The sequence below is a fragment of the Endozoicomonas sp. ALC020 genome (assembly GCF_049275935.1).
In the GTDB taxonomy this organism is placed as follows: Bacteria; Pseudomonadota; Gammaproteobacteria; order Pseudomonadales; family Endozoicomonadaceae; genus Endozoicomonas_A.
The window spans coordinates 5230367-5256319 of the sequence record NZ_CP184830.1; the positions used below are offsets into that span (position 1 = coordinate 5230367).

Consider the following 25953-nt stretch of genomic DNA (forward strand, 5'->3'; position numbering starts at 1 on the left):
AAATGATTTCCTTATGGTGATCATTTTCGTGTTATGTTGATTGATATTGTTGATACTTGATGCATCGGGTATCAGACAGGTCGGATGACCGGAGGTATGCCTATGAGTGAGAAGACACCTCACAATCATGCCCAGGAAAGGTTGAATGAGTCACTGTCAGCAGCGATGGACGGTGAAGCTGGAGAGTTTGAACTGCGGCGGGTGCTTGATAATATCGGCAGCGATGAAGATCTACGGGGCAAAGCTCGCAGGTATCAGATAGCAGGTGACGCGCTGCGGCGAGAAACCAACGAATTTATGAATATCGATCTGTCAGCCGGTATTCGCGACCAACTGGAGGCTGAGCCACCTCATTCTCTGGCTAAAGAAAGATCTGTAACCGGTTACAGCGTCTTGAAGGGTGTTGGGCATTGGTGGTCTAAAGCGGGGCGACTAGCGGTAGCTGCTTCTGTTGCATTGGCTGTGTTGCTGGGTGTAAAAAATTACCACACCACTCCGGAAGCTTTACCTCTGGTCACATCGGTAACTGATCAAACGACACTGTTGCAGCCTGTGCAGATCATGCATAATGGCTATGGTGCTGCCGGGATCCAGGCGGGATACAACTCTCGTCAGCATGACAGCATTACCCCGGAACAACTTGCTCAGGCCCAGAGCGTAGCAGACAGGGCTATTAAGGAACGTTTCAGGGCTTATGCACTTCAGCATGCTGAAATGAGTGCCATGAATTCAGGACAGGGAATCCTCCCTTTTGCACGCTTGACCACTTTTGAATCACAATGAGTTTATGAAAGGAATTCGATTGAACAGGGGGCGTTTACTGCCATTACTGCTGGTTTTGCTGGTAGTAACAGTGGGTCGTCCCTTTGCTGACGGGGAGTCATCAAAATCGGGCAATCCGTCATCAAAACCTGCCGACCAGTCATCTAAATCTGTCGGTCAGTCATCTAAGCCTGTCGGCCAGTCATCCAAGCCTGCCGATACGCCCGAAAAGTGGATGGAAACCATGATTCAGGCCACTCAAAATCTTACCTATCGCGGACACTTTGTTTACCAACAGGGTGCTAATCTTGAGACCCTGGCAGTTACGCATACGCTTCAGAAGGTGAATGGTAAGTCAGAAGAGCTGGAGAGTATTGCTTACCTTGATGGATTGCCCAGAGAGATGGTTCGTCAGGGAAACAATATCACTTTTGCCAGCGCTGGAAGAGAGCCTGCAAGGTTTGAGCACGAGTCTCTGGTTCCTATGGTGGGGCGTTTTACTTCCGGTCATTTTGACAAACATTACAAACTGAAGCCAGCCGCACTGGACAGGGTGGCGGGCAGGGAAGCCGTTCAGCTGCTGGTGGTACCAACGGACCGCTTCCGTTACGGTTATCAATTATGGCTGGATCGTCGAACCGGTCTGCTGCTCAAGTCCGTTATGGTGGACAAAGAAGGCAGGATCATCGAGAGAATGCAGTTTACCAGCCTTGAATTTCCGAAAGAGTTGACTTCGCAAGAGCTGGAGCGATTAAAACGGAAACTGCCTGAATCATCGGGCAAGAATGTAGTGAAACTTAGCAGTAAATCAGTCCCTGAAAAGGCTGAATGGAAATGGGAAACTGGCTGGATACCTGAAGGCTTTTCGCCTCGTGGCCACAGCAGTAGAAACTCAGCTGTCAGTAATCAAAAGGTGGATACTCTGAACTTTTCTGATGGACTGGCCAGTTTTTCAGTATTTGTTGAGCCGGATGAAACCCGGGTATTGAGTCAGGCTACTGAGCAGATCGGTTCTATGGCAGCAGTGTCTAAAGTCTTTCGTAACGGTGAAAAGTATTTTCATGTCACTGTTTTGGGAGAGATTCCACTGGGTACGGCCGAGAGGATAGCGGTTTCAGTTCGCCCCAGGGAACAGAGTCGGAAGGCAGATAAATGATTGAGGAAGAAGGCAGGGTTGTGGCTATTGAGCAGGGGGCTGTCTGGGTAGAAACCATTCGCAAAAGCACCTGTTCGAGTTGCAGTGTACGAAATGGCTGTGGTCAGAATCTGCTTGAGAAGTATCGCTCCAATAAACATCAGTCGTATATCCAGGCGATCAATGACTTCTCTATTGAAGAGGATGATCAGGTCATCATAGGTATACCTGAAAGTGCGTTGATGAGAGCCTCGTTTCTGGTTTATCTGATGCCATTGGTAGCTATGATGGGGGCACTCTTGCTGGCCACGGCTGTTGGCTGGAGTGATTTTTTTACCGCCTTGTCTGCTATGGCAGGCCTTGCTGCGGGGTTTGTTTCCGTGCGTATGCTGGGTCATTCAACCAGCGACCAATGTCGCGTCAGGGTGATAAAGGTGATGCCCCGCAAGTTGGTCGGACCTGAACTAATCACAATCGATCAGTCCTGGTCTGCATAAACAGCTTAAAACAAAGAAAAATGTTTTTTAACATGAAAAATGAATATGGAAAGTTAGCCATCAGAATATTTTTCATAATAAACGTTATAACCATTCATTCACAAAACCCATTTTGGGTCTCTAATCACAAGGTGTAAGGAGAAGTCAGGTTCATGAACAGGGTCAACCTTCTCTTCAGGAACTTTATTTATTTTCTGAGTCTCTCGCTGCTTTCATTGCAAATGGTTAAGGCCACTGAGTTACCGGACTTTGACCGATTGTTTGAAGAGGCCTCGCCCGCAGTCGTTAATATCAGCACACTTGCGACCCCAAAACAGGGGCGTGGGCAGATTTATGGTCCGGGCAGCGAAGAGTTGCCCGAGATATTTCGTCGCTATTTTGGTTTACCCATGCCTGAGGCGCCTTCTGGTAAGCCGCAGCCCATGTCCCTGGGTTCCGGATTTATCATCTCTAATGATGGCTATATCCTTACTAACAATCATGTGGTGCAGGGTGCAGATAAAATTATCGTCAGACTGCATGATCGCAGTGAGAAGGTGGCCAAACTGATTGGTGCCGACAAGCGCTCTGATCTGGCGTTGCTTAAAATTGAGAGTGATGCCAATTTGCCCGCAGTGAAGATGGGTAATTCGGAAGATATTAAACCGGGACAATGGGTGGCAGCTATTGGTTCACCCTTTAACTTTGAGTATTCCATCACCAAAGGCATTGTCAGTGCTCTGGACAGAAGTCTGCCCAGTGACGCCTATGTTCCATTCATTCAGACAGATGTGCCTATTAACCCGGGTAATTCCGGTGGCCCGCTGTTCAACATGAAGGGTGAAGTGATTGGTATCAATTCCCAGATTTTTACCCGCTCCGGTGGTTTCATGGGGCTGTCTTTCGCTATTCCTTCGGACCATGTTGAATGGGCTGTTGAACAGCTTAAGGATAAAGGCTATGTCTCTCGTGGCTGGCTGGGGGTGGCTATTCAGGAGGTGGATCGCGATCTGGCAGAGTCTTTTGGTCTTGAAAAGCCGATGGGGGCCCTGATCAGTCAGATTGTGCCCAGTGGACCTGCAGATAAAGCCAAGTTGCAACCAGGCGATATCATTACCCGGGTCAATGGTCGTGAGATCATGAGATCTGGTGCTCTTCCCATGGCAATTGGTGTTATCAAGTCGGAAGACAAGGCAACGCTTGAGCTGATTCGTGAAGGCAAGAAAAAAATCATTAAGGTGGAAGTCGGTGAGTTGCCTGATGAGCAGGGGCAGGGCTCAGAACGTCCTCAAAGCATAGATATTAAAAAGAACCGTCTGGGTATCCAGGTCGAAGCCCTCAATGATGACTATCGCAACAAGTTGCGCCTTGAAAAGAGTGTTAAAGGAGTGGTGGTGACTGGCGAGATTTCAGGTGTGGGTCGATCCATTGGTCTTCGTAAAGGGGATGTTATCACAGATCTGAATAATGACCGTATTCAATCAGTTAAGGACTTTAACAAAGTAGTGGCTGATCTTCCTGTAGATCGCTCGGTTTCCATGAGGGTAATTCGTGGTGGGCAGTCAGGCTACATCACATTCCGGCTGACCGAATAATTCAGTTCTGGTTGGGGTTTCAGGTCTTCAGGGGTGATCTGTATCTTCAGATGCTGTAGACTTCGTCTGAATTTACAGCAGCTTCGCGCCTTTGTTTCAGGCTCGCGAAGACCCTGCAAGCTGAACAACTGTCCTCGTGAAAGAGATTGAGCTCTGAACGGGGACAAATTTTTTGTAGTGATGCAATCGTGAGCGACTTAAGTCATATCAGGAATTTCTCCATTATTGCCCATATCGACCACGGTAAGTCGACGCTGGCAGATCGCTTTATCCAGTCCTGCGGAGGGTTAAGTGATCGTGAAATGCAAGCCCAGGTTCTTGACTCCATGGAACTTGAGCGTGAGCGTGGTATTACCATCAAGGCGCAGAGTGTCACTCTGGACTATACCGCTAAAGACGGTATCACCTACCAGTTGAATTTCATTGATACGCCCGGACACGTAGACTTTTCCTATGAAGTTTCACGTTCTCTTTCTGCCTGTGAAGGTGCTCTGTTGGTAGTGGATGCTGCTCAGGGCGTTGAAGCTCAGTCTGTGGCAAACTGTTACACCGCAATCGAGCAAGGGCTGGAAGTGATGCCCGTGCTGAATAAAATGGATCTGCCTCAGGCAGAACCTGAGCGAGTTGCGCAGGAAATCGAAGAAATTATCGGTATTGATGCCCTGGATGCAGTACGCTGCTCCGCCAAGAGTGGTCTGGGTATTGACGATGTGCTTGAGCGTCTGGTTCAGACTATTCCTGCTCCAGAAGGTGATGTCGACGGTGAGTTGCAGGCCTTGATTATTGATTCATGGTTTGATAATTATCTCGGTATTGTATCTCTGGTCCGTGTCAAGAACGGTACCTTGAAGAAAGGTGACAAGGTGCTCGTCAAATCGACTGGCCAGACCCACGGCGTAGATAATGTGGGTATCTTCTCTCCAAAGATGGATGCTACTGGTGAACTGAAAGCGGGTGAAGTCGGCTATGTTATCGCCGGCATCAAGGACATTCATGGAGCACCAGTGGGCGATACCCTGACTCTGGCAAAAACACCGGGTGTTCAGGAACTACCAGGTTTTCAGAAGGTCAAACCTCAAGTTTATGCAGGTCTTTTCCCGGTCAGCTCTGACGACTTTGAGTCTTTCCGTGAAGCCCTGGAAAAACTGAGTCTTAATGATGCTTCTTTGTTCTACGAGCCTGAAAGCAGTGATGCCCTGGGCTTTGGTTTCCGCTGTGGCTTCCTGGGTATGCTGCATATGGAGATCATTCAGGAGCGACTTGAACGTGAATATAACCTGGATCTGATTACTACTGCACCGACGGTTATCTACCAAGTAGAGCTGAAAAATGGCGATCTGGTAGAGGTTGATAACCCATCCAAACTACCAGATCCAGCTGGTATCCAGGAAATCAGGGAGCCCATCGTTCAGGCAAATATTCTGGTTCCCCAGGATTATCTGGGTAACGTGATCTCCCTGTGTGTTGAGCGTCGGGGAGTTCAGAAAGACATGCAGTTCACTGGCAGCCAGGTGGCAATAACCTATGATATGCCTATGAACGAGGTGGTTCTGGATTTTTTTGATCGTCTGAAGTCTGTTAGTCGCGGTTTTGCGTCTTTGGACTACAGTTTTGATCGTTTTGAAACGGCCAACATGGTTAAGCTGGATATTCTGATCAATGGTGAGAAAGTTGATGCACTGGCTCTGATTGCTCATAGAGATCATGCAGTCTCCAGAGGTCGTTCACTGGCTGAAAAGATGAAAGAGATTATCCCGCGCCAGATGTTTGATGTGGCCATTCAGGCTGCAGTAGGTGGTCAGATCTGTGCACGGACCACTGTTAAGGCGCTGCGCAAGAATGTGACTGCGAAATGTTACGGTGGTGATGCTTCTCGTAAGCGTAAGCTGCTTGAGAAGCAGAAAGCAGGTAAGAAACGGATGAAGCAGGTGGGGCGGGTTGAAATTCCTCAGGAAGCTTTTCTTGCTGTGCTTAAGGTAGATAAATAACTGACCTTTGATAAAAAGTGTCAGGGTTACTCAATGGAGAGTCTGTCAAAACAGGCGGACTTCCCATGAATATGAAAAAACATCCCGTTGAGGCAGCTTAGATTCTGCCTTGGCAGCAATTTTGGTAGAAAAAAGATCGGGTATCTGAGAACAAATAACCATGGATATTAATTTTCCACTGCTGTTGGTTCTGGCGGTTTTTATTACAGGTCTGGTTGCGCTGTTTGACAGGCTGGTTCTATTGCCCAAAAGAAAGGCGGCCATAGAAAGCTTCAACTCCAGTTCGGGTTCTGAGCCGGACGAGGAGACTCTGGTCAGTCTGGAGAAAGAGCCCAGTATTATTGAGACCTCGAAGTCGATATTTCCGGTTCTGGCTCTGGTGCTGGTGGTCCGGTCTTTTCTCTTTGAGCCCTTTCAGATTCCCTCCGGTTCCATGATACCTACCCTGCAGGTGGGAGACTTTATTTTGGTAAACAAGTTTGAATACGGACTTCGTCTACCGGTCATTGGTACCAAAATTGTCTCCATCAATGAGCCAGAGCGTGGCGATGTTATGGTCTTCAAGGAGCCACAAAATCCGAATATCAATTTTATCAAGCGGGTGATTGGTATACCGGGAGATGAAATTCGCTATTTGAACAAGAAACTCACCATCAATGGCAAGCCGGTTCCCGAGAAATACATCGCGCAACTGAGGGATGAAAGTCGAGCTTATCAGCTGTTTGAAGAGACCATTGATGATAAAAGCTTCGAGATTCGCAAGGACCTGGGCGTGAGAAGTCTGCGAGCTGAAGGAATCTGGGTCATTCCCCAAGGGCAGTATTTTATGATGGGGGATAACCGGGATCGCAGTAACGACAGTCGATATTGGGGAACCGTGCCTGAGAAGAATATTGTCGGTAAAGCCGTTTATATCTGGATGCACTGGCCGAGCTGGACTCAGCTGCCCGGTTTCAAGAATAATGGGACAATAAATTAATTATTCTCTCGGTTTGGCTCTGCCTGTTATGGTGAGCAGAGACAGAGTTGTCCCGGGGTTTAAAAAACGGACAATAATAGCCCGGCGGGAGGGATCATGACCGTTGCAAAAAACAGACAAAAAGGACTGAGTACTTTGGGCTGGCTGGTAGCTATACTGGTCGGTGGTTTTATGATCATGTTGACTCTCAAGGTGACACCGGTCTATCTGGATGATTATGCCATCAAGAAAGTGCTGACGTCTTTGGATACCAAGCCAGGTATTAAAGAAGCGGGAGTGCAGCAGGTAAGAGAATGGCTAAATAAGGGGCTCTCGACTAACCGGGTGCAGCTGGCCAGGGAAGAATCCAATGTTCTTCGGAATAAGGGCCAGTCGGTGGCGGTTGAAATCAATTATGAGCGTCGTGTACATCTGGTGCACAACGCTGATCTTGTATTAACTTTTGAACATAACTGGAATGCTAAAACTCAGTGAAGACTGATGAACTTGCCCGGCTGGAAAGACGGCTGGGCTATACATTTTCTGATCGTAACCGGCTGGAGCTGGCTCTGACCCACAGGAGCTGTGGCAGTCGTAATAATGAACGACTCGAATTCCTTGGGGATTCCATCGTTAACTTTGTCATCGCAGAAGCTCTGTTTGAGCGTTTTCCTGATGCCCGGGAAGGCCAGCTAAGCCGACTGCGTGCTCGTATGGTACGAGGAGCGACACTGGCTGAAATTGGCCGTGAATTCCAGTTGGGAGACTCTCTGCGATTGGGTTCGGGTGAGTTGAAGAGTGGTGGTTATCGTCGCGAATCCATTTTGGCGGATGCGGTAGAAGCGATTATTGGTGCCATCTATCTGGATGCTGGCATGGAGGCTTGTCGTGCGCGTATTCGCAGCTGGTTTACTGATCGTTTGGCAGGGCTCTCCGTCACCGATCAGCAGAACAAGGACCCTAAAACCCGTCTGCAAGAGTTCCTTCAGGCTCGTCAGAATCCTCTGCCAAAATATCGGGTGTTGAATATTGAAGGTGATGCCCATGATCAGGTGTTCACTGTGGTTTGTGAGCTGGAAAGTCTGGACATAACCACTGAAGGTCAGGGGCCCAGTCGTCGAGGGGCAGAGCAGCAAGCTGCCCGTTTTGCATTGGAAAAACTGCGAGTAGATAATCAATGATTTCAGCCGTGACCGGATCTGAAGCAGTGACTGAAGGTCAACGATGTGGCTACGTGGCAATTGTCGGGCGCCCTAATGTAGGTAAATCAACGCTGCTCAACCATGTTCTGGGACAGAAGCTGTCCATTACCTCCCGCCGTCCCCAGACCACACGACACCAGGTTCTTGGTATAAAGACGGAAGATAATGTACAAACCATATTTGTGGATACCCCCGGTATGCACAAAGTGGAAAAGAAGGCCATTAACCGTTACATGAACCGTGCTGCCAGCAGTGCTCTGACCGGTGTTGATGCCGTCGTGTTTGTTGTCGATCGTTTGACCTGGACCGAAGAAGACCAGCTCGTGCTCACTAAACTCAGTCATGCCAAGTGTCCGATTATTCTGGTACTGAACAAGGTCGATCGTCTCAAGGAACGCAAAGAAGAGCTGATGCAGTTTATGCAGGAAGTTTCTGATAAGGCGAACTTTAAAGCTATTATTCCGGTGTCGGCTCTGCATGGTCATAACCTGAAAGAACTGGAAAAATTGATTGCTGATCTGATGCCTGAGAGTATTCACTTCTTCCCGGAAGACCAGATCACTGATCGCAGTTCCCGCTTCATGGCCGCTGAGCTGATTCGTGAAAAGATCATGCGTCAGCTGGGTGACGAACTGCCTTACGAAATGACGGTTGAGATCGAAGAGTTCAAGCAGGAAATGCGTCCAAAAGGCCCATTGCTGGTCATCAGTGGTCTGATTCTGGTTGAACGCTCCAGTCAAAAGGCGATTGTCATTGGTGATAAGGGTGCCAGACTGAGACAGATCGGTCAGGAAGCCCGGATTGATATGGAAAAAATGTTCGACAGCAAGGTCATGTTGAATCTCTGGGTTAAGGTCAGGGGAGGCTGGTCTGACGATGACAGGGCTCTGAAAAGCCTTGGCTACGACTTCGACTGATGAATGAACTGAGCGCAGCCTGGATGCTGCACAGCAGACCCTACAAGGAGCGCTCTGTTATTGCTGAATTCCTGGTGAAAGACCATGGCCGTATTGCCATGGTTATCAGAGGGGTTCGTCAGGCAAAATCCCGCTCCTGGGCTATTCAGCCCTTTACCCGGCTCTTCGTCAGTTGGAGAGGGCGGTCAGAACTGAAAACTCTCAACAGCTTTGAAACCGCTGCCGCCATAAACCTGAAGGGACAATCACTCTACTGTGGTTTTTATCTGAATGAACTCTTGATGCGTTCAGTGTTGCCAGGACAGCATGTTGAGGGGTTGTTCGACCTGTACAGTGCTGTGCTGCAACAACTGACTTCGGGAGCGCCTCTGCAACCTTTGTTGAGAGTGTTTGAGATTGAATTGCTGGAAATAACTGGCTACGCCCCGTCATTGACTTCTGACGCTGCATCAGGGACAGACATAAAACCCGATCTGCTTTATGAATTCAAAGCCGGAGTGGGTTTTATACCTGTTCTTGAGCTTAGGGAAAAAGACCGGTCCCACTATTTTTCCGGAGAGCTGCTGCTGTCTCTGGCAGAGAGGCGTTTTGACAAGGTTCGGCATTATCCGGGCTATAAACGATTAACCCGTCTGGCACTGGTTCCTCTGGTGGGAGAGAAGCCGCTGAAAAGTCGGGAATTTTTCCGTACCAGGGAGAAGTTTGTCTCATGATTCCTCACAACCGCATCCTGCTGGGTGTGAACATTGATCATATCGCAACCATCCGTCAGGCCCGGGGAGGTACTTACCCTGATCCGGTTCAGGCCGCCATTGAGGCGGAGCAGGCAGGAGCCGATGGTATCACTCTGCATTTGCGTGAAGATCGCCGTCATATTCTGGATCGGGATGTCAGGCTGATTCGCCATGTACTTCAGACCCGTATGAATCTGGAGATGGCTGCTACGGAAGAAATGTTAGCCATTGCTGAAGAGGTTCTGCCTCACGCAGTTTGCCTGGTACCCGAAAAACGCGAAGAGCTGACCACCGAAGGGGGGCTGGATATTGTTGGACAGATGTCTTCCATCTCCTCTGCCTGCTCGCGAATGGCAAAGGCTGGTATCGAAGTTTCTCTTTTCATTGATCCGGATCTGGGGCAGATAGAAGCTTCTGTGGAAGCGGGAGCGCCTGTCATTGAACTACATACTGGTGCATACGCCGATGCAGAAACACCAGAAGCTATGCAGACAGAGCTGGACAGGCTGAAAAAAGCCACTGAGTTTGCCCTGTCTAAAGGCTTAATAGTGAATGCCGGGCATGGTTTGAACTATCAGAACGTGGAGCCTGTTGCTGCTATCAATGGCATGAATGAATTGAATATTGGTCATTCTATTATTGGTCGGGCATTTTTTAGCGGATTGAAAACTGCCGTAAAAGAGATGAAGACCTTAATGCTGAGAGCTTCTCTTCATAAATGATTGCAGGCATAGGCACGGATATCGCCAGTATTGCGCGATTCAGGAAAATCCTGGAGCGGCGGGCAGAGGCCTTTACTCGCAGAATTCTTACGGATTCCGAGCTGGAAATCTTTGCGTCCCACCCCCAGCAGGCAGCCTGGCTGGCCAAGCGCTTTGCGGCCAAGGAAGCCGCTTCCAAGGCTCTGGGAACCGGCATAGGCAAGGTTTCGTTTCGGCATCTTGAGACATTCAGTGATGAGAGGGGCGCGCCTCGTATGCGTTTTTTGGACTACGCCCGGGAACTTCAAAAAGAGAGGGGGATAAAAGCGATCCATCTGAGCCTCTCTGATGAAGCAGAGCATGCTCTCGCTTTTGTTATCCTTGAGTGCTAACCCTGATTGTTATCACTCGTTTCCACGTTCTGACGATGTCGCAAAACTCTCTTCAGGCTGGGAACGGGCTGTTGGAGTTTCACGACAGCCTCTGGTTGGGGGAGGATATCAATAAGAGCGGCCCAAACAATGCCATCTATTCCGTGGCTGAGTTAGCTCTGTCCTCCGGTTTTTCTACAGCCGCATCAATATCAGAAGGATTCCCTTCCAGATCATCTCCAGCGTCGTTAGGGCCATATAAATGGCTGGTCCCGAGATGCTCTTGCAGCATTTCTTTTCCGGATTCAAGCTCACTGTCAGCGGCGTCAACTTCAAGAGAATGTCTCACCTCAAAGGTTCGGGTAGCAATATTAAATGTGACGTCAACAGCTACTGATTCTCCAGTTTTTGTGAAATTAGCCGGACTGACACGAAAAACACTCCTGAGCTTATCTGTAACGTCGTCATTGGCACATAAATAGCTCGTCCCGGGATATTGACTCAGCATTTCTAGCCAGGACTGAGCTTCGCGGTAAGCTGATCTAACTTCAAGAGGATTCTCCATCATGAACATGGCTTCTATTAAATCGTCGGCTAAAATTGCCTTGTTCACCGAGTTAAAATGCCATGCATTATAGAATTCAGCATTATCAGGAACATGAATGGCGAACAAGCAACCATAAATCTCTGTAGCTTGAACATTCTCATTGATCCCAATCCATTCACGTTCATCCACATGCAATTGTAAGATTTTATTATCATTGTTTTCTGAATTATCATCAGAATTCTTAATAGAATATGAAGACAATCCTCTAGTCTCATAGCGATATCTATAATCAGAAGTGTCTATAAAGCGAGGGGCTTTATTTTTATCAAAATTTTCCGTGATGGCTTTCTGCCTATCTGGCTCCATTAGCTTCTGGTAAGGACCCGCAGTAGATTGATTAGTTCCATAAGAGTTAAAATTATTCATAAGATTCTCCTTTACTTGGTTATTCCGTAGTCACTGCTCAGAATTCACAAAACCGAATTTTCATCCTCAATTTCCTAACCTCCTCGCTATGGGTCGCCTGGGCAGGCGCTATTTTCGGTCAACCTCCTTGTTAGGAGAGGGTGTCAATAAGAGCGGCCCAAACAATGCCATCTATTCCGTGGCTGAGTCAGCTCTGTCCTCCGGTTTTGGTCTAGCCGCATCAATATCAGAAGGATTCCCTTTCAGATCTCCAGCATCGTTAAGGCCATGTAAATAGCTGGTCCCGGAATGTTCTTGCAGCATTTCTACTAGGGATTCAAGCTCACTGTTAGCGGCGTCAACTTCAAGAGAATGTCTCACCTCAAAGGTTCGGGTAGCAATATTAAATGTGACGTCAACAGCTACTGATTCTCCAGTTTTGGTGATTTTATCCGGACTAACACCAAAAACACTCCTGAGCTCATCTGTAACGTCGTCATTGGCACATAAATAGGTCGTCCCGGGATATTGACTCAGCATATCTCGCCACGACCTGGCTTGTCGGTAAGCTGCTTCAACTTCATCAGGAGAATCCAACATGCAGATGGCTGCATTTTTTTCGGCTGATAAAATTGCTGCGTACGCCGAGGAAAAATGCCAGGCATTATAGTAATTACAACAATAAGGAACATGAATGAAGAATAAGCAACCCTTAAGCCCTATGGCCTGAACATTCTCATTCATCTTAACCCATTCATGATCATCTGTATGCAATTGTAAGATTTTATTATTATTGTTTTCAGAATTATCGTCAGAAGTCTTAATAGAATATGAAGACAATCCTCTAGTCTCATAGCGATATCTATAATTAGAAGTGTCTATAAAGCGAGGGACTTTATAGTCATCAAAACTTTTCGTGATGACTGACTGCGTATCTGACATCATTTGCTTCTGGTAAGGACCCGCAGTAAATTCATTAGTTCCATAAGAGTTAAAATTATTCATAAGATTCTCCTTTACTTGGTTGTTGGGTTATTCCGTAGTCACTGCTCAGAATTTGCAGGCACCTTTTGAGCTCGATGAGTTGCAGCCCGGAAAAATCCGCGAGCTTCAGCTCAAAATGAACAACTGCGTCCTGTACTAATTTAGACGCAACAAAATAAAAAAAGTTCCAATCAAAAAGACACCCATAAATTTGCTTTACCATCCACCTGGTCTACTTTTTCACCCATCACTGATTTTTTACCCAGACAGGTAAGTTCATGGCCCAAGCTCGCAATACCCTGATTGATCCCGGCACAACGCCTTATTACCACTGCATGGCAAGATGTGTTCGTCAGGCTTACCTCTGTGGAGAGAACCACCTGACTGGCAAGAACTACGAGCATCGCCGTCAGTGGGTGGTGGATAAACTCCGGGAACTGGTTTCAGTCTTTGCTATCGAAGTCTGTGCTTACGCTATCATGTCGAATCATTATCATGTGGTTTTGCACATCAATCAGTCATCTGCCAGAGGCTGGTCACGGAATCAAGTGCTTCACCGTTGGACGACCTTGTTCAGAGGTCCGCTTCTGGTGCAAAGGCATCTGGCCGCTGACAAGCTGGGCAGAGCTGAATTGGCCCGTATCGATGAATATGCTGAGGAATACCGGCGTCGTTTAACGGATATCAGCTGGTTTATGCGCTGCCTGAATGAACATCTTGCTCGTGAGGCCAACAAAGAAGACCAGTGTAAAGGACGCTTCTGGGAAGGACGCTTTAAAAGCCAGGCATTGCTGGACGAAGCAGCGTTACTGACCTGCATGACCTACGTTGACTTGAATCCGATTCGGGCTGGAAAGGTAGAAACACCGGAAGAATCAGACTACACGTCGATTCAGGAACGCGTAGAGCAGGTTACACATTCTGAGACTAAAAATCAGCCGCTGACCCTGAAACCTTTTTGTTTGCAGGGCCAGAATACGGACGTTGCCCTTCCGTACCTTCTTCACGACTATCTGGAACTGGTTGACTGGAGTGGCCGCATTGTCAGGGCAGACAAGAAAGGTTCCATCCCGTCGTGTACCCCTCCGATTCTTGAAAGATTGGAAATTGATCCGGATGAGTGGCTGAAAACCATGCAATGGAATAATCGTTTTTATCGGGCAGTTGGCCGTCTGAAGGCGATGAAGGCTTGTGCACTTGAAGCCGGACAGAAGTGGCTTCGAGGTTTAAACGCCTGCAGTCGTTTGTACCTGACAGGTTAGCGTAGAAGTCAGTTAAGACGTCAAAGACCCTCTCTTTATCTCTCTTCGACTTATGTCGGAATGAATTTGTATTGCCTGAATTATGGCTTGAACAGCCTCTGTTCGTTGGGTGGCGCTGTTTGGTTCGTTGATACGCTACTTGAAGATAGATTTTTCTGATCCTTTTTGGGAGTACACATTTTTGAATGTCTTATTTTTTTCCCCTGAAGAGACATTTTTATGGGTGTCTTAATTTTTTATTTTTCCCCTGAAGAGACATTTTTATGGGTGTCTTAATTTTTTTATTTTATGGGTGTCTTAATTTTTTTTAATTTTTATTTGGGTGTCTTAATTTTTTACATTACTTGAATAAACCTTCATTAACTGCAATTGCTTGCGAGAAGGACTCTCATGATCGTAAGGAGTGACAGAACGGGTGAGTGCGTACGCTGCCTGACCACCCGATAACCGGGCAGTTTTGTCCTCAGTCGGGCCTGATTTTGTTGATTGAATGCTCTCCATAGCTTTGATCTCCTTGATTTCTCTCCTTGAAATGAGACCCTTATTTTATTTCGGTACCGGGCCTCTTTGTCTGCACCACATCAGTTCACGAAAGCGCACTCAGAAGGTGAAAATCAGAGTCATAGGGTGACACACGAACGCTTTTTATCTTTCGGCTTTTCAGGCTGATCTCAACTTTCGGTTTCAGGTTCAACTTCAATCGGGTACCCGGCTGCAGCCATAATATCCGGATCCGATTTCAGTCTGTCACTGAGATATTTGTAAATGTCGGCATTTTCGTAAGTGCGGGTATTTCCCAAGAGCACTGGCAGGACAAAGTCCTTGTCATTTTTAAGGGACTCAGTTGCATAGATCAAGACCATAGGGTTTTCTGCAATGAGCACTCTCAAGAGGGATTCGTTGTTTTTTACTGTCTGCCCGGCATATTTTATGGAATGAAAACTATATCGGGTAGCTGCCATAACCACATCAGGGGTATTTTTGAGATCGGTACTGGCATACTCAAGCGCAACACAGCCAGGATCACTAATGGCAAGCATTACCAGAGGTTTATGCTTTTTGAGACGATCGCTGGCATATTCTAATAACCGCCCTCGCGATCCTATTGCAGACTTGGCTATTTCGAAATCATCCCTGAATGCGTCGGAGACATAACGGAATAACATCGGGTTTTGTTCTATCAGGAAAAGCACCAGATCCTTATCGTGATCTAAATTAAAGTCCTCACGCAAGAGTGTAAAAGTAAGCTCCGGGTGGAAGTCTTCAATGACCATGTGGGTCAGCAGTTCCTTTATTATTCTTGCCGCATCATCGGGTTTGAGTCGTTTGCTGGCGTCGGCTAACATTTGGCGAAGTTCTGAACTTCTGCACGAGCCCTGAAATGCCTCAAGAGTTTCATGAGTATTTTTGGCTAGTTCATGTAACAACTTGTATTCGTCGTCCAGATAATCAACGAACGCATAGTTTTTGTGACATCGATTCCTGTTGCGGCTTTCGAATACATCCACTACCAGGCAATGTTTGAATGTCCAGTTATTTACAGAGTCGCTCAGCCCGATTTGAGACTTTTTAACCAGCGTTTCAAAATTCCATTCGTCAAGATTTTCACCACGATTAAATTTGTTGATTGACATATCCAGGTCGGTCAGTCCGCTCAGAACAGTCACTAATTTCACAAAGCCCTCTTGTAATGCTTTTTTTGAATCAACCTGAGTGTATTCTATGGTCATTTTCAATGCATTTTTATTGAAACTGACCGCCATTGGCAGTGAATGACTATCAATCGATGCGCAGCGCAGTGTCTGGATCAAAAACCAGAAACGCTTCAATTTACCCTGTAAGTGTGTGTTTTCCTCGTCTTGGGAAAATTTATCAGAGATGTCGAGGCGGAGTGTACGGCCCTTGCCTCCCTCGGCCTGTTCCAGCATGGATATAGTGCAGACGTGTACTCCGAGTGTTGCACTGACAAAAGCGGCATCCACCATATTAAGTATCCGTAGCCTTAATGTGGCAAGTTTGCTCAGTACCGACATGCAATTGTCGTTTAATAGTCCCCAGGCGCCCTGGGGGAGTATATTAATCAGCACTTCGGTGTATGAAATTTTGGTGATTTGTCCCTGCCCTGATGCTTCTGCCACCGAGTCGAGTGCAAGAACGAATTGCTGATGAAGCCAATAAACCAGGTCGTGGGCAGAACTAATATTGAGCACAGATATGGGCCGGGTCAGTTTTTGCAATCTATCCTGCAAGGTCTGGCAATCGCTTAGCCACTGTCTGAAATTCGCGGGCTGGTCGGGTAATTCCAGCTCGGTGGTCAGCGGCAAGACCACCTTTAAGCGCAGTTCATCAATGGCATCTTTCAGGCTTTTGCATTGTATTTTAAGGCGTCGGATTTTCTGGGTAAAGGATTTGACTTTGGATGGTGCAGTATTCGATTCAGATGCTGTGGCCAGACCTAAAAAGTGCTGATAACCAGAGACAAACAGGTCTAAATCCTTCTGTAGTTGCTGAATCTCAAGGTCAAGTTGTTGTAATAGTTTCGATCGGTTTGCTGACATGCTGACTGCCTTACTTCGGCCCGGGCCAAGGCAGCGACTTGTTATACGGTCAGGGTGGAAATAGTCAAGCAACCGGTTATTCTGGCGGTTCAGCCAGGCAAAACCGTCGTCGACACGGGTGAAGTCGGGTGGTTCCGCAGGACTGGTTGCGGCTGAGCTGATGATATCCTGACCGGAAGTGGTGCTCCTGGCCTGCCAATAGGCAGACTGGTCGCCTGACAGCAAACAGGCTCCGGGGCTGCCGGCAAAACTGCCTGCTACCAGTGTTACCTGTTGTCCGCTGCTCTGTCTTAATGCCTCAGAATACTGACAACCAGCCAACAGACAGGGTATACCCGCCTGACGCAGGGTGATGGCAACATGATCGTTAGTTCCTCCCTGTTTGAACACGCAGCCACCTAGACGTTTTAAAATATCAGGCGCCAGCATCCAGTCACTGGCGTGATTGGCAAACAGAAGGGTTCCGGGCGGAATCTGTTCTGCGTTGACCGGTTCGGTGACCGCCAGGGCCACACCACTGCAGCAACCTTCACTGACCATGGTTCCTTTAGCCAGTGGCAGGGTTGGTGCAGGTGCAGAGAAACAGGTACTGCCCGGCAGCTCGGTCACTGGTCGACTCTGGAACATGTGGAGTTGCAGATCGCCATCCACGCCGAACTCAGCATCAATCGGGCAACAGAACATATCTTCCAGCTTTTCTATGTTTTTCTGCAGTTCTTGCAATATCTCGTCAGAGAGCATGATCTCTTTTGCATCGGTGGTTGCCGTGTTGCTCCGTTCGATATAACCCGCTTCACCGGTCTCTTCATCGGTGATTTTTTCCAGGACAAACTGTGTCGTAATATCACCCGGGGTGAATTGCCGATCTGGTTGACTGTTTTTATCGTCACTGCGCCTGATTGTATAGCGATGGGGGCGAATTCCTGTTGTTCCGGAGACCGCCCCCCGCGGCTGACCCAGAGCATATTCCACCTGAATGGCATTGTCCTGTAGTGTTGAGTGGCTGATCACTACGCCCCCCAGCAGGCAATGAATGCACTGCTGCAGGACCAGCGCCATGGGCTTTACCTGTCCGTTTGGACAGACTTCAGGCCGGTAGGCGGAGGACAGGACTTGCAGGCAGGTTTTCAGGATATCGCCGCCACCATGAACCCGGGAATCATAGCGACCGGCCTGGGCATTGCCGAAGCAGTCTTCATCAACGCCGGAACTGCGGACGATGCAGGCTTCGCTGGCTTGTTGCTGAAGCACAAAGTAGCGATGACGAATATCCTCGGCAGCACTGATATTTTCTACCTGTTGATAGAAATCCTCACTGGCAATAAATTCGGATAACCCCTTGAGCCATTTTGATTGTTGCTGATGCGATAGTTCGGTAACGATCGTGCGCAATTGTTCCAGGCTGAATGATTCCTGACTTCGCGTGTCAATATCTGGCAAAAAGGGCAACAGGCATTTTGTGGGGAAAGGCTGTTGCTCGACCCTGGCGATCAGGGTTGTGTCAACCACAGTGAAGGGTGGAACCGGTATCCTGGCCTGCTGCATACGGTGCAGAAACAGTCCCTTGCCGCCAAAAGAGGATCGGATTTGCTCGTCTGTGATGAGAGTAGAAATGCCAGGTGGCAAGTCATGGCAGGCAGGCTTGCTATTTTTCGTATCCGGGCATTCGATATCACGAGCGGATAGCGGAGTAAAAGACGGGAAAGCTTCACCTGGATCAACCTTCATTGACCGCAGCTTCTTGTGAGGAGGGCTCTCATGATCGTTAGGAGTGATAGAACGGGTGAGTGCGTACGCTGCCTGACCAGCCGACAACCTGGCGGATTTGTCCTCAGTCGGGCCTGATCTTGTTGGTTGAATGCTCTCCATAGCTTTAATCTCCTTGATTTCTCTCCTTGAAATGAGAGCCTTACTTTATTCCGGTATCGGGCCTCTTTGTCTGCACCACATCAGTTCACAAAAGCGCACTCAGAAGGTGAAAATCAGAGTCACAGGATGACACACGAACGCTTTTTATCTTTCGGCTTTTCAGGCTGATCTGAACTCGCGGTTTCAGGTTCAACTTTAATCGGGTGTCCGGCTGCGGCCATAATATCCGGATCCGATTTCAGTCTGTCACTGAGATATTTGTAAATGTGGACATTTTCGTAAATGTGGGTATTTCCTGAGAGCACTGGCAGGACAAAGTCCTTGTCATTTTTAAGGGACTCAGTTGCATAGATCAAGACCAAAGGGTTTTCTGCAATGAGGACTCTCAAGAGGGATTCGTTGTTTTTTACTGTCTGCCCGGCATATTGAAAGGAATGATAATTATATCGGGTAGCTGCCATAACCACTTCAGGGTCATTCTTGAGATCGGTACTGGCATACTCAAGAGAAATACCGCCAGGATCACTAATGGCATGCATTACCAGAGATTTATCCTTTTTGAAACGATCGCTGGCATATTCTAATAACCGCCCTCGCGATCTTATTGCAGAATTGGCTATATCGAAATCATCCCTGAATGCGTCGGAGACAAAACGGAATAACATCGGGTTTTGTTCTATCAGGAAAAGCACCAGATCCTTATCGTGATCTAAATTAAAGTCCTCACGCAAGAGTGTAAAAGTAAGCTCCGGGTGGAAGTCTTCAATGACCATGTGGGTCAGCAGTTCCTTTGTTATTCTTGCCGCATCATCGGGTTTGAGCTGTTTGCTGGCATCGGCTAACATTTGGCGAAGTTCTGAACTTCTGTACCAGGCCCGAAATGCCTCAAGAGTTTCATGAGTTTTTTTGGCCACTTCATGTAACAACTTGCATTCGTCGTCCAGATAATCAACGAACGCATAGTTTTTGTAACATCGACGCACGTCACGGCTTTCGAATACATCCACTACCAGGCAATGTTTGAATATCCAGTTATTTACAGAGTCGCTCAGCCCGATTTGAGACTTTTTAACCAGCGTTTCAAAATTCCATTCGTCAAGATTTTCACCACGATTAAATTTGTTGATTGACATATCCAGGTCGGTCAGTCCGCTCAGAACAGTCACTAATTTCACAAAACTATCTTGTAATGTTTTTTTTGAATCAACCTGAGTGTATTCTATGGTCATTTTCCATGCATTTTTATTGAAACTGATTGCCATTGGCAGTGAATGACTATCAATCGATGCGCAGCGGAGTGTCTGTACCAAAAACCAGAAACGCTTCAATTTACCCTGTAAGTGTGTGTTGAACCCGTTTTCAGAAAAATTATCAGAGATGTCGAGGCGGAGTGTACGGCCCCTGCCTCCCTCGGCCTCTTCCAGCATGCTTATGGTGCAGACGTGCACTCCGAGTTTCGCACTGACAAAAGCGGCATCCACCATATTAAGCATGCGTAGCCTTGTTATGGGAAGTTTGCTCGCTACCGACATGCACTTGTCGTTTAATAGTCCCAAAGCGCCCTGAGGGAGTATATTAATCAGCACTCTGGCGTCTGTAATTTTGGTGATTTGTCCCTGCCCTGATGCTTCTGCCACCGGGGCGAGTGCATCAACGAATCGCTGATGAAGCCAGTAAACCAGGTCGTGGGCAGAACTAATATTGAGTATAAATTCGGGCCGGGTCAGTTTTTGCAATCTATCCTGCAAGGTCTGGCAATCGCTTAGCCACTGTCTGAAATTCGCAGGTTGGTCGGGTAATTCCAGCTCGGTGGTTAGCGGCAAGACCACCTTTAAGCGCAGTTTATCAATGGCATCTTTCAGGCTTTTGCAGTGTTTTTCAAGGAGATGGGTTACCTCGGTAAAGGGTTTGACTTTGGATGGTGCAGTATTTGATTCAGATGCTGTGGCCAGACCTAAAAAGTGCTGATAACCAGAGACAAACAGGTCTAAATCCTTCTGTAGTTGCTGAATCTCAAGGTCAAGTTGTTGTAATAGTTTCGATCGGTTTGCTGACATGCTGACTGCCTTACTTCGGCCCGGGCCAAGGCAGCGACTTGTTATACGGTCAGGGTGAAAATAGTCAAGCAACCGGTGATTCTGGCGATTCAGCCAGGCAAAACCGTCGTCGACACGGGTAAAGTCGGGTGGTTCCGCAGGACTGGTTGCGGCTGAGCTGATGATATCCTGACCGGAAGTGGTGCTCCTGGCCTGCCAATAGGCAGACTGGTCGCCTGACAGCAAACAGGCTCCGGGGCTGCCGACAAAACTGCCAGCCACCAGTGTTACCTGTTGTCCGCTGCTCTGTCTTAATGCTTCAGAATACTGAGAACCAGCCAACAGACAGCTTACACCTGCCTGTCGCAAGGTGATGGCAACATGATCATTGGTTCCTCCCTGTTTGAACACGCAGCCGCCCAGACGTTTTAAAATATCAGGTGCCAGCATCCAGTCACTGGCGTGATTGGCAAACAGAATGGCACCGGGTGGAATCTGTTCCGCATTGACCGGTTCGGTGACCATCAGGGCGACACCACTGCAACAACCTTCACTGACCATGGTTCCTTTAGCCAGTGGCAGGGTTGGCGCAGGTGCAGAGAAACGGGTACTGCCCGGCAGCTCGGTCACTGGTCGACTTTGGAACACGTGGAGTTGCAGATCGCCATCCACGCCGAACTCAGCATCGACCGGGCAACAGAACATATCTTCCAGCTTTTCTATGTTTTTCTGCAGTTCTTGCAATATCTCGTCAGAGAGCATGATGTCTTTTGCATCAGTAGTTGCCGTGTTGCTCCGTTCGATATAACCCGCTTCACCGGTCTCTTCATCGGTGATTTTTTCCAGGACAAACTGTGTCGTAATATCACCCGGGGTAAATTGCCGATTTGGTTGACTGTTTTTATCGTCACTGCGCCTGATTGTATAGCGATGGGGGCGAATTCCTGTTGTTCCGGAGACCGCCCCCCGCGGCTGACCCAGAGCATATTCCACCTGAATGGCATTGTCCTGTAGTGTTGAGTGGCTGATCACTACGCCCCCTAGCTGGCAATGAATGCACTGCTGCAGGACCAGCGCCATGGGCTTTACCTGTCCATTTGGACAGACTTCAGGCCGGTAGGCGGACGACAGGACTTGCAGGCAGGTTTTCAGGATATCGCCGCCGCCATGAACCCGGGAATCATAGCGACCGGCCTGGGCATTGCCGAAGCAGTCTTCATCGACGCCGGAACTGCGAACGATGCAGGCTTCGCTGGCTTGTTGCCGAAGCATGAAGTAGCGATGACGAATATCTCGGGCAGCACTGATATTTTCTACCTGTTGATAGAAATCCTCACTGGCAATAAATTCGGATAACCCCTTGAGCCATTTTGATTGTTGCTGATGCGGTAGTTCGGTAACGATCGTGCGCAATTGTTCCAGGCTGAATGATGCCTGACCCCGCGTGCCAATATCTGGCAAAAAAGGCAACAGGCATATTGCGGGAAAAGACTGTTGCTCCAGCCTGGCGATCAGGGTTGTGTCAACCACCGTGAAGGGTGGAACCGGGATCCCGGCCTGCTGCATACGGTGCAGAAACAGGCCCTTGCCGCCCACGAAGCCCCGGGATTGCCTGTCATCGGTGGCTGGCAAGGTGGCAGGTTGCAAGTTATGGCTGGCAGACCCGCAGATATCCGTATTCGGAAGTTTGATATCACGATCAGGTAGTTGAGGATAAGAGAGAACGGTTTTATCTGAATCATCCGTCATGTGCCCCACGCAAGGAGGGGAGTCTTGCCCGGCAGAAATAACAGAATGAGCGAATGCCCGTCCGATGCAGCGGTCTGCTTCACTGGCAGATTCGGGCAAAGTAAAGCCCGTCGTTGTTGGTTGAGTCTTTTCCATGACTGTGATCTCCTTAATCCCTCTTACCTTTGACCGGTGCTTTTGAAAAAAGTTTCAACTACCCGTCAGTCCGGATCCAGGCGGCAGGAACTTTTTGGATATAAAAAAGTCAGAAAGCATCAATACCGGTTTTAAATGAACCTTAATGTCAACACCATCATCCCGATGAAGGCAGTTATTTTATCGTCAGGCTCCTGGCGGCAATACGAGTGAGGTAATTCTAATCCGGACATCACAATGGCTTTCCAATGACTCTAAGGATTATTGATATGGATTCATTACCAAAAACAGGAAATTCACTCTCGACAGTATCGTTTACGAACCCTGAGAGTTGTTCGGCGCAATCTGGCAAAAATTCAAACACTGCACATTGCCTGTCCCCGGGTAGTAAAGAGCAGCTAAGACAGGAATTGCGGGCAGCTCTGAAGGCAGGCACTTTCGGTGCTCGACAGATTGAGGTGTGCGACTCGGAATCATGTTTTACAAGATTCGAAAGAGAGTCGGTTTATCTTGACCATAACGACGAGCTTCCTAAAGCACCAAGACCTGTCAACCTGATTATCGAAGACGTGCCCTCGATGTTAGTAAGACCAAACGATGTCATAGTCGGCATTCTAAAACCCGATACGCTCGCTGCTTATAAAGATCATGCCGGCACATTTTCTTTAGAGGAAAATACGTTAAAACCAGATGAACTGTCTACTAAATGCCTACCTGACCACAGTTCACTGCGATTGAAAAAGCTCGAGCAAGCTGACCGGCTCTGTAGTGTCTATAGGGAATCTACGTCAGGTGAACTGCGGCCGAACGGCACATTCAAACCGCCCGAATTCAGGGAAAAAGATAATGAAAAGTTAAGACGCCCTGCAGAATGGCTCACCACCGGGTATACAAAATCACAAATCAAGTGTTTTCTGACTGTAAAAGAGAACATTGCCAAAGGTATTACCGATCATTTGCAGGATAAACACCAATTAGAAGAGGCTTTTGGCATTGACCCATTGCCCTGGCTGGCTTATTCCCGGCAAGGCGGTTCTGCAGAAGTTTATTTTGAGGATGAACTCCACCGTGATCAGCTGTTAACGCTTAATGAAACCAGGCTTGGTAATTTTGCGATCTCCCATAACATTTCTGAAGAGATCCTGAAGAGGTTATTGAATCTTCTGCCAATGCCGTTAAAAGCAGAAATCCTGAATCAACAGCATCTGCCAACGGTGCAGTTTCGAACTCAGGACATTATAAAACTGGTAACGAATCCGGATTGCTTCACTCGTGAACGCTTACGGGAGTTGATAGACCAGGGTTTCCCTGTTCAAAAAAAAGTACTTTACCAGGGACAATACCAAACAATATTTGATTTATTGATCAAGTCAGCAACCGTATCTTGGCGGAACGATAAGCTTTACAGAATGACGGGTAATGACGAATTCCAGTGCCTGAGCTGGGCAGATTATCAGGAAGATATCCTTATCCAATTATCCACTGATCTGGCCAGATGCGGAGTGCCTGTTACTGAGAAAACCGCCAATAGGCTTTTAGAGGAATTTTATTCAAAAAGACTTTTCTGCCACTTGAAGGCATTGGGAGTATCCTACCAGGGTACAGACTTATGGTCTTTAATGATTGATCACGACTCTATCACCGATCCGGCTGTGATGCTGGAGTTTCATCAACGTTGCCAGAGACTCAGCTCAGCACAACTGCAGGAAGCGTTTCACCTTGTCCTTCGAAGACCTTTTGAGGGACATCATCCCTGTAAACAACTTAAGAAATATTTACTAGCGTTGTTTCATTTTGGCAAGCCCAATGAGCAAACATTAAGCGCCATCAGAAAAAAAATAGCAGACACCAGCGCTAACGGCATTAAAAAATCCCTGGGAACGCTAAGCACAGATGATTATATCCACTGGGTTAAAGCACTCTGGGAGCGGCGAGATCAAGAGTCCTTTTACCGGCAATGGCCAGAAAAAGTCAAAACAGAGCAGCAACAAATAGTCAAACTGCAAAAGTCCCTCGGCCTCACCGACTGTCGATCTGTCCAATCCGCCTCCCTGACACAACCAGAGGCGTTGCAATTTCTCGTCGACGCCTTCGGCGTACCACCGGTTTTGCCCAATGCCAGGGATAACGAGGAGACCATTCTGAAAATACTGCAGCATTATTACCGACGTCCCGGACCGGAGCGAGTCATCCAATGCCTTGGCAGTGACACATTGCCCGGGGTATGGAAGCCTGATCACAACTGCAGTCATGTATTGCGGGCCCGGAACAATCTGATGTGGTATATCGAGTTGCTGGAGAAATTCGATCTGATGCATTTCTCTGAACCTGAAAAGAACCTGTTGTCATTGGCAATCATCTATCATGATGCCGCTGCAGAAAATGTCCCCAAAGAGGATGAAGAAGAAAGGGCGGCCAGCTATTTCAAGCGGGATCTGAAGGGGCAGTACCCACAGCATCAGCTGGATGATATTGCCGAAGCACTGGCCCGCAAGGAAGATGACGTAGAGGGTAAGAGTGACCAGAATATTTCCACACGGGTTCGCGGTTATCTGCATGTACTGCGCTTTGCTGACCGCATGGACTTTATCCGATTCACCGGGGTTGATGCCTCGTTCCCGGGGTTCTTGACAGGACGACAGAAGTTCGGGCAGTTTGACCCATCGCGCCTGGATCTGCCGTCGCAACTGACCCGGAATTTCAGCCTTGATCCTGCCCTGAAACCGGACTTGCAACAGCAACTGGAAGCCGCCATGCACGGTGCTGCTGATCTGCTACAGGTCACTGGCAGTGATCATGAAGACCTCCGGACGCTTTCTTATGTTCAAACTTTTCGGCTCCAGCCTGACAGGACCGCTATCACCGATAAATTTGAACAGACGCCCCTGCCTCTGCAGAACATGGAAAAATACCTGGATGATAACGTCCGGCGCTATATTGCCAGCTGTGCAGGCATTAACACCTGTTCCAGCCCTGACCATACAGAGTGCAAAACGGACCAGCAAAAGGGGATTACCCGTGGCATCCACAACAGTTTCCATGATCTCAGACAAGTCAGAGTGCCTGAAAGAATGACCCGTCTGGAAAAAATGCAATGTCGCCACGGTTTCAGATTACTGAGTACTGAAACACAAGAGGCCATCGTTCAGGAGGTGCAACGACTGCAATCCGAAGGGATACTCATGAGCCTCGGCACATTAACCCAGGAAACCCTGAAATCACCCCTGGCGAAAAGATCGCTTGAGCAAAGAGGATTTGCGGTGGTTAATGAGAAACGCTTCAGGGGATATGACGAGAAAGGTAAAGTACACCTGCAGGAAATGCTGGTGCCTGTGAAGGTTCCGCCTGATCGTAATGAAGCGAACAAGCAATAAGGCTGTCCGGAATAACGTCATTCTCGTCATTCCCGCGAAGGCGGGAATCCACACTGACTCTCCACCAGAACCGTACTGCCCGGTGTCCCCCTGGCCTTGTCATCCCCGAGAAGACAGAGATCCACCGTTGGCGCTGGATTCCCGCCTTCGCGGGAATGACGACTACAGAGCGTGAGAATGAGCTGTTGAAGTTTT

20 protein-coding genes are annotated in these 25953 nt (G+C 48.1%); 15 read left to right on the forward strand and 5 right to left on the reverse strand.

The window, feature by feature from the left end; all coding sequences use genetic code 11:
- Positions 1-102: 102 nt before the first annotated feature.
- The 12 genes from ACOJUO_RS19175 (at position 103) to acpS (ending at position 10860) form a co-directional block, all read left to right on the forward strand.
- Positions 103-783, forward strand: coding sequence for a sigma-E factor negative regulatory protein (locus ACOJUO_RS19175; protein ID WP_422133536.1), 681 nt, complete (start codon positions 103-105; stop codon positions 781-783).
- A gap of 4 nt (positions 784-787) precedes the next feature.
- Positions 788-1918, forward strand: a complete 1131-nt coding sequence (locus ACOJUO_RS19180; protein ID WP_422133537.1) for a MucB/RseB C-terminal domain-containing protein — start codon at positions 788-790, stop codon at positions 1916-1918.
- Positions 1915-2394, forward strand: a complete 480-nt coding sequence (locus ACOJUO_RS19185; protein ID WP_422133538.1) for a SoxR reducing system RseC family protein — start codon at positions 1915-1917, stop codon at positions 2392-2394. The genes ACOJUO_RS19180 and ACOJUO_RS19185 overlap by 4 nt, the downstream gene beginning before the upstream one ends.
- A 152-nt stretch (positions 2395-2546) precedes the next feature.
- Complete coding sequence (locus ACOJUO_RS19190) at positions 2547-3968, forward strand: DegQ family serine endoprotease (RefSeq protein ID WP_422133539.1); 1422 nt, start codon at positions 2547-2549, stop codon at positions 3966-3968.
- Positions 3969-4156: 188 nt separating this feature from the next.
- Entirely contained in the window at positions 4157-5956 is a 1800-nt protein-coding gene (gene lepA, locus ACOJUO_RS19195) for a translation elongation factor 4 (RefSeq protein ID WP_422133540.1), read from the forward strand.
- Positions 5957-6116: 160 nt separating this feature from the next.
- Positions 6117-6935 carry a signal peptidase I gene (gene lepB, locus ACOJUO_RS19200; protein ID WP_422133541.1) on the forward strand — a complete coding sequence of 273 codons (819 nt, stop codon included), beginning with the start codon at positions 6117-6119 and terminating at the stop codon, positions 6933-6935.
- Positions 6936-7031: 96 nt separating this feature from the next.
- Positions 7032-7409, forward strand: coding sequence for a DUF4845 domain-containing protein (locus ACOJUO_RS19205; protein WP_422137848.1), 378 nt, complete (start codon positions 7032-7034; stop codon positions 7407-7409).
- Positions 7406-8095: a ribonuclease III gene (rnc, locus tag ACOJUO_RS19210; protein WP_422133543.1), complete on the forward strand. Its 690-nt coding sequence runs from the start codon at positions 7406-7408 to the stop codon at positions 8093-8095. Before ACOJUO_RS19205 ends, rnc begins: the two co-directional genes overlap by 4 nt.
- Positions 8092-9033 (forward strand): GTPase Era, encoded by a 942-nt coding sequence (era, locus tag ACOJUO_RS19215; RefSeq protein ID WP_422133544.1) that lies wholly within the window; start codon positions 8092-8094, stop codon positions 9031-9033. The genes rnc and era overlap by 4 nt, the downstream gene beginning before the upstream one ends.
- Positions 9033-9746, forward strand: a complete 714-nt coding sequence (gene recO / locus ACOJUO_RS19220; RefSeq protein ID WP_422133545.1) for a DNA repair protein RecO — start codon at positions 9033-9035, stop codon at positions 9744-9746. The genes era and recO overlap by 1 nt, the downstream gene beginning before the upstream one ends.
- Positions 9743-10489 carry a pyridoxine 5'-phosphate synthase gene (gene pdxJ / locus ACOJUO_RS19225; RefSeq protein ID WP_422133546.1) on the forward strand — a complete coding sequence of 249 codons (747 nt, stop codon included), beginning with the start codon at positions 9743-9745 and terminating at the stop codon, positions 10487-10489. The genes recO and pdxJ overlap by 4 nt, the downstream gene beginning before the upstream one ends.
- Positions 10486-10860: a holo-ACP synthase gene (acpS, locus tag ACOJUO_RS19230; protein ID WP_422133547.1), complete on the forward strand. Its 375-nt coding sequence runs from the start codon at positions 10486-10488 to the stop codon at positions 10858-10860. The genes pdxJ and acpS overlap by 4 nt, the downstream gene beginning before the upstream one ends.
- Positions 10861-10996: 136 nt before the next feature.
- Here acpS and ACOJUO_RS19235 read toward each other — a convergent pair whose 3' ends face one another.
- Both ACOJUO_RS19235 and ACOJUO_RS19240 read right to left on the reverse strand, forming a co-directional pair.
- Positions 10997-11812 carry a hypothetical protein gene (locus ACOJUO_RS19235; RefSeq protein WP_422137849.1) on the reverse strand — a complete coding sequence of 272 codons (816 nt, stop codon included), beginning with the start codon at positions 11810-11812 and terminating at the stop codon, positions 10997-10999.
- Positions 11813-11983: 171 nt separating this feature from the next.
- Positions 11984-12796, reverse strand: a complete 813-nt coding sequence (locus tag ACOJUO_RS19240) for a hypothetical protein (RefSeq protein WP_422137850.1) — start codon at positions 12794-12796, stop codon at positions 11984-11986.
- A 257-nt stretch (positions 12797-13053) separates the two neighbouring features.
- Between ACOJUO_RS19240 and ACOJUO_RS19245 the strand changes: the two genes are divergently transcribed.
- Positions 13054-14037, forward strand: a complete 984-nt coding sequence (locus ACOJUO_RS19245; protein WP_422137851.1) for a transposase — start codon at positions 13054-13056, stop codon at positions 14035-14037.
- A 327-nt stretch (positions 14038-14364) separates the two neighbouring features.
- On the opposite strand, the gene ACOJUO_RS19250 is transcribed toward ACOJUO_RS19245, so the two are convergent.
- The 3 genes from ACOJUO_RS19250 to ACOJUO_RS19260 all read right to left on the reverse strand — a co-directional run bounded on the left by ACOJUO_RS19250 (position 14365) and on the right by ACOJUO_RS19260 (position 22384).
- Positions 14365-14538 (reverse strand): hypothetical protein, encoded by a 174-nt coding sequence (locus tag ACOJUO_RS19250; protein ID WP_422137852.1) that lies wholly within the window; start codon positions 14536-14538, stop codon positions 14365-14367.
- 170 nt (positions 14539-14708) lie between these two features.
- Positions 14709-18464 (reverse strand): DUF4116 domain-containing protein, encoded by a 3756-nt coding sequence (locus tag ACOJUO_RS19255; protein WP_422137853.1) that lies wholly within the window; start codon positions 18462-18464, stop codon positions 14709-14711.
- 119 nt (positions 18465-18583) lie between these two features.
- Entirely contained in the window at positions 18584-22384 is a 3801-nt protein-coding gene (locus ACOJUO_RS19260) for a DUF4116 domain-containing protein (RefSeq protein WP_422137854.1), read from the reverse strand.
- A gap of 269 nt (positions 22385-22653) precedes the next feature.
- Here ACOJUO_RS19260 and ACOJUO_RS19265 point away from each other — a divergent pair, with 269 nt between their 5' ends.
- Both ACOJUO_RS19265 and ACOJUO_RS19270 read left to right on the forward strand, forming a co-directional pair.
- Positions 22654-25758 (forward strand): hypothetical protein, encoded by a 3105-nt coding sequence (locus ACOJUO_RS19265; RefSeq protein WP_422137855.1) that lies wholly within the window; start codon positions 22654-22656, stop codon positions 25756-25758.
- A complete protein-coding gene (locus ACOJUO_RS19270) occupies positions 25739-25933 on the forward strand; it encodes a hypothetical protein (RefSeq protein ID WP_422137856.1) in 195 nt (64 codons plus the stop codon). Before ACOJUO_RS19265 ends, ACOJUO_RS19270 begins: the two co-directional genes overlap by 20 nt.
- Positions 25934-25953: the final 20 nt, after the last annotated feature.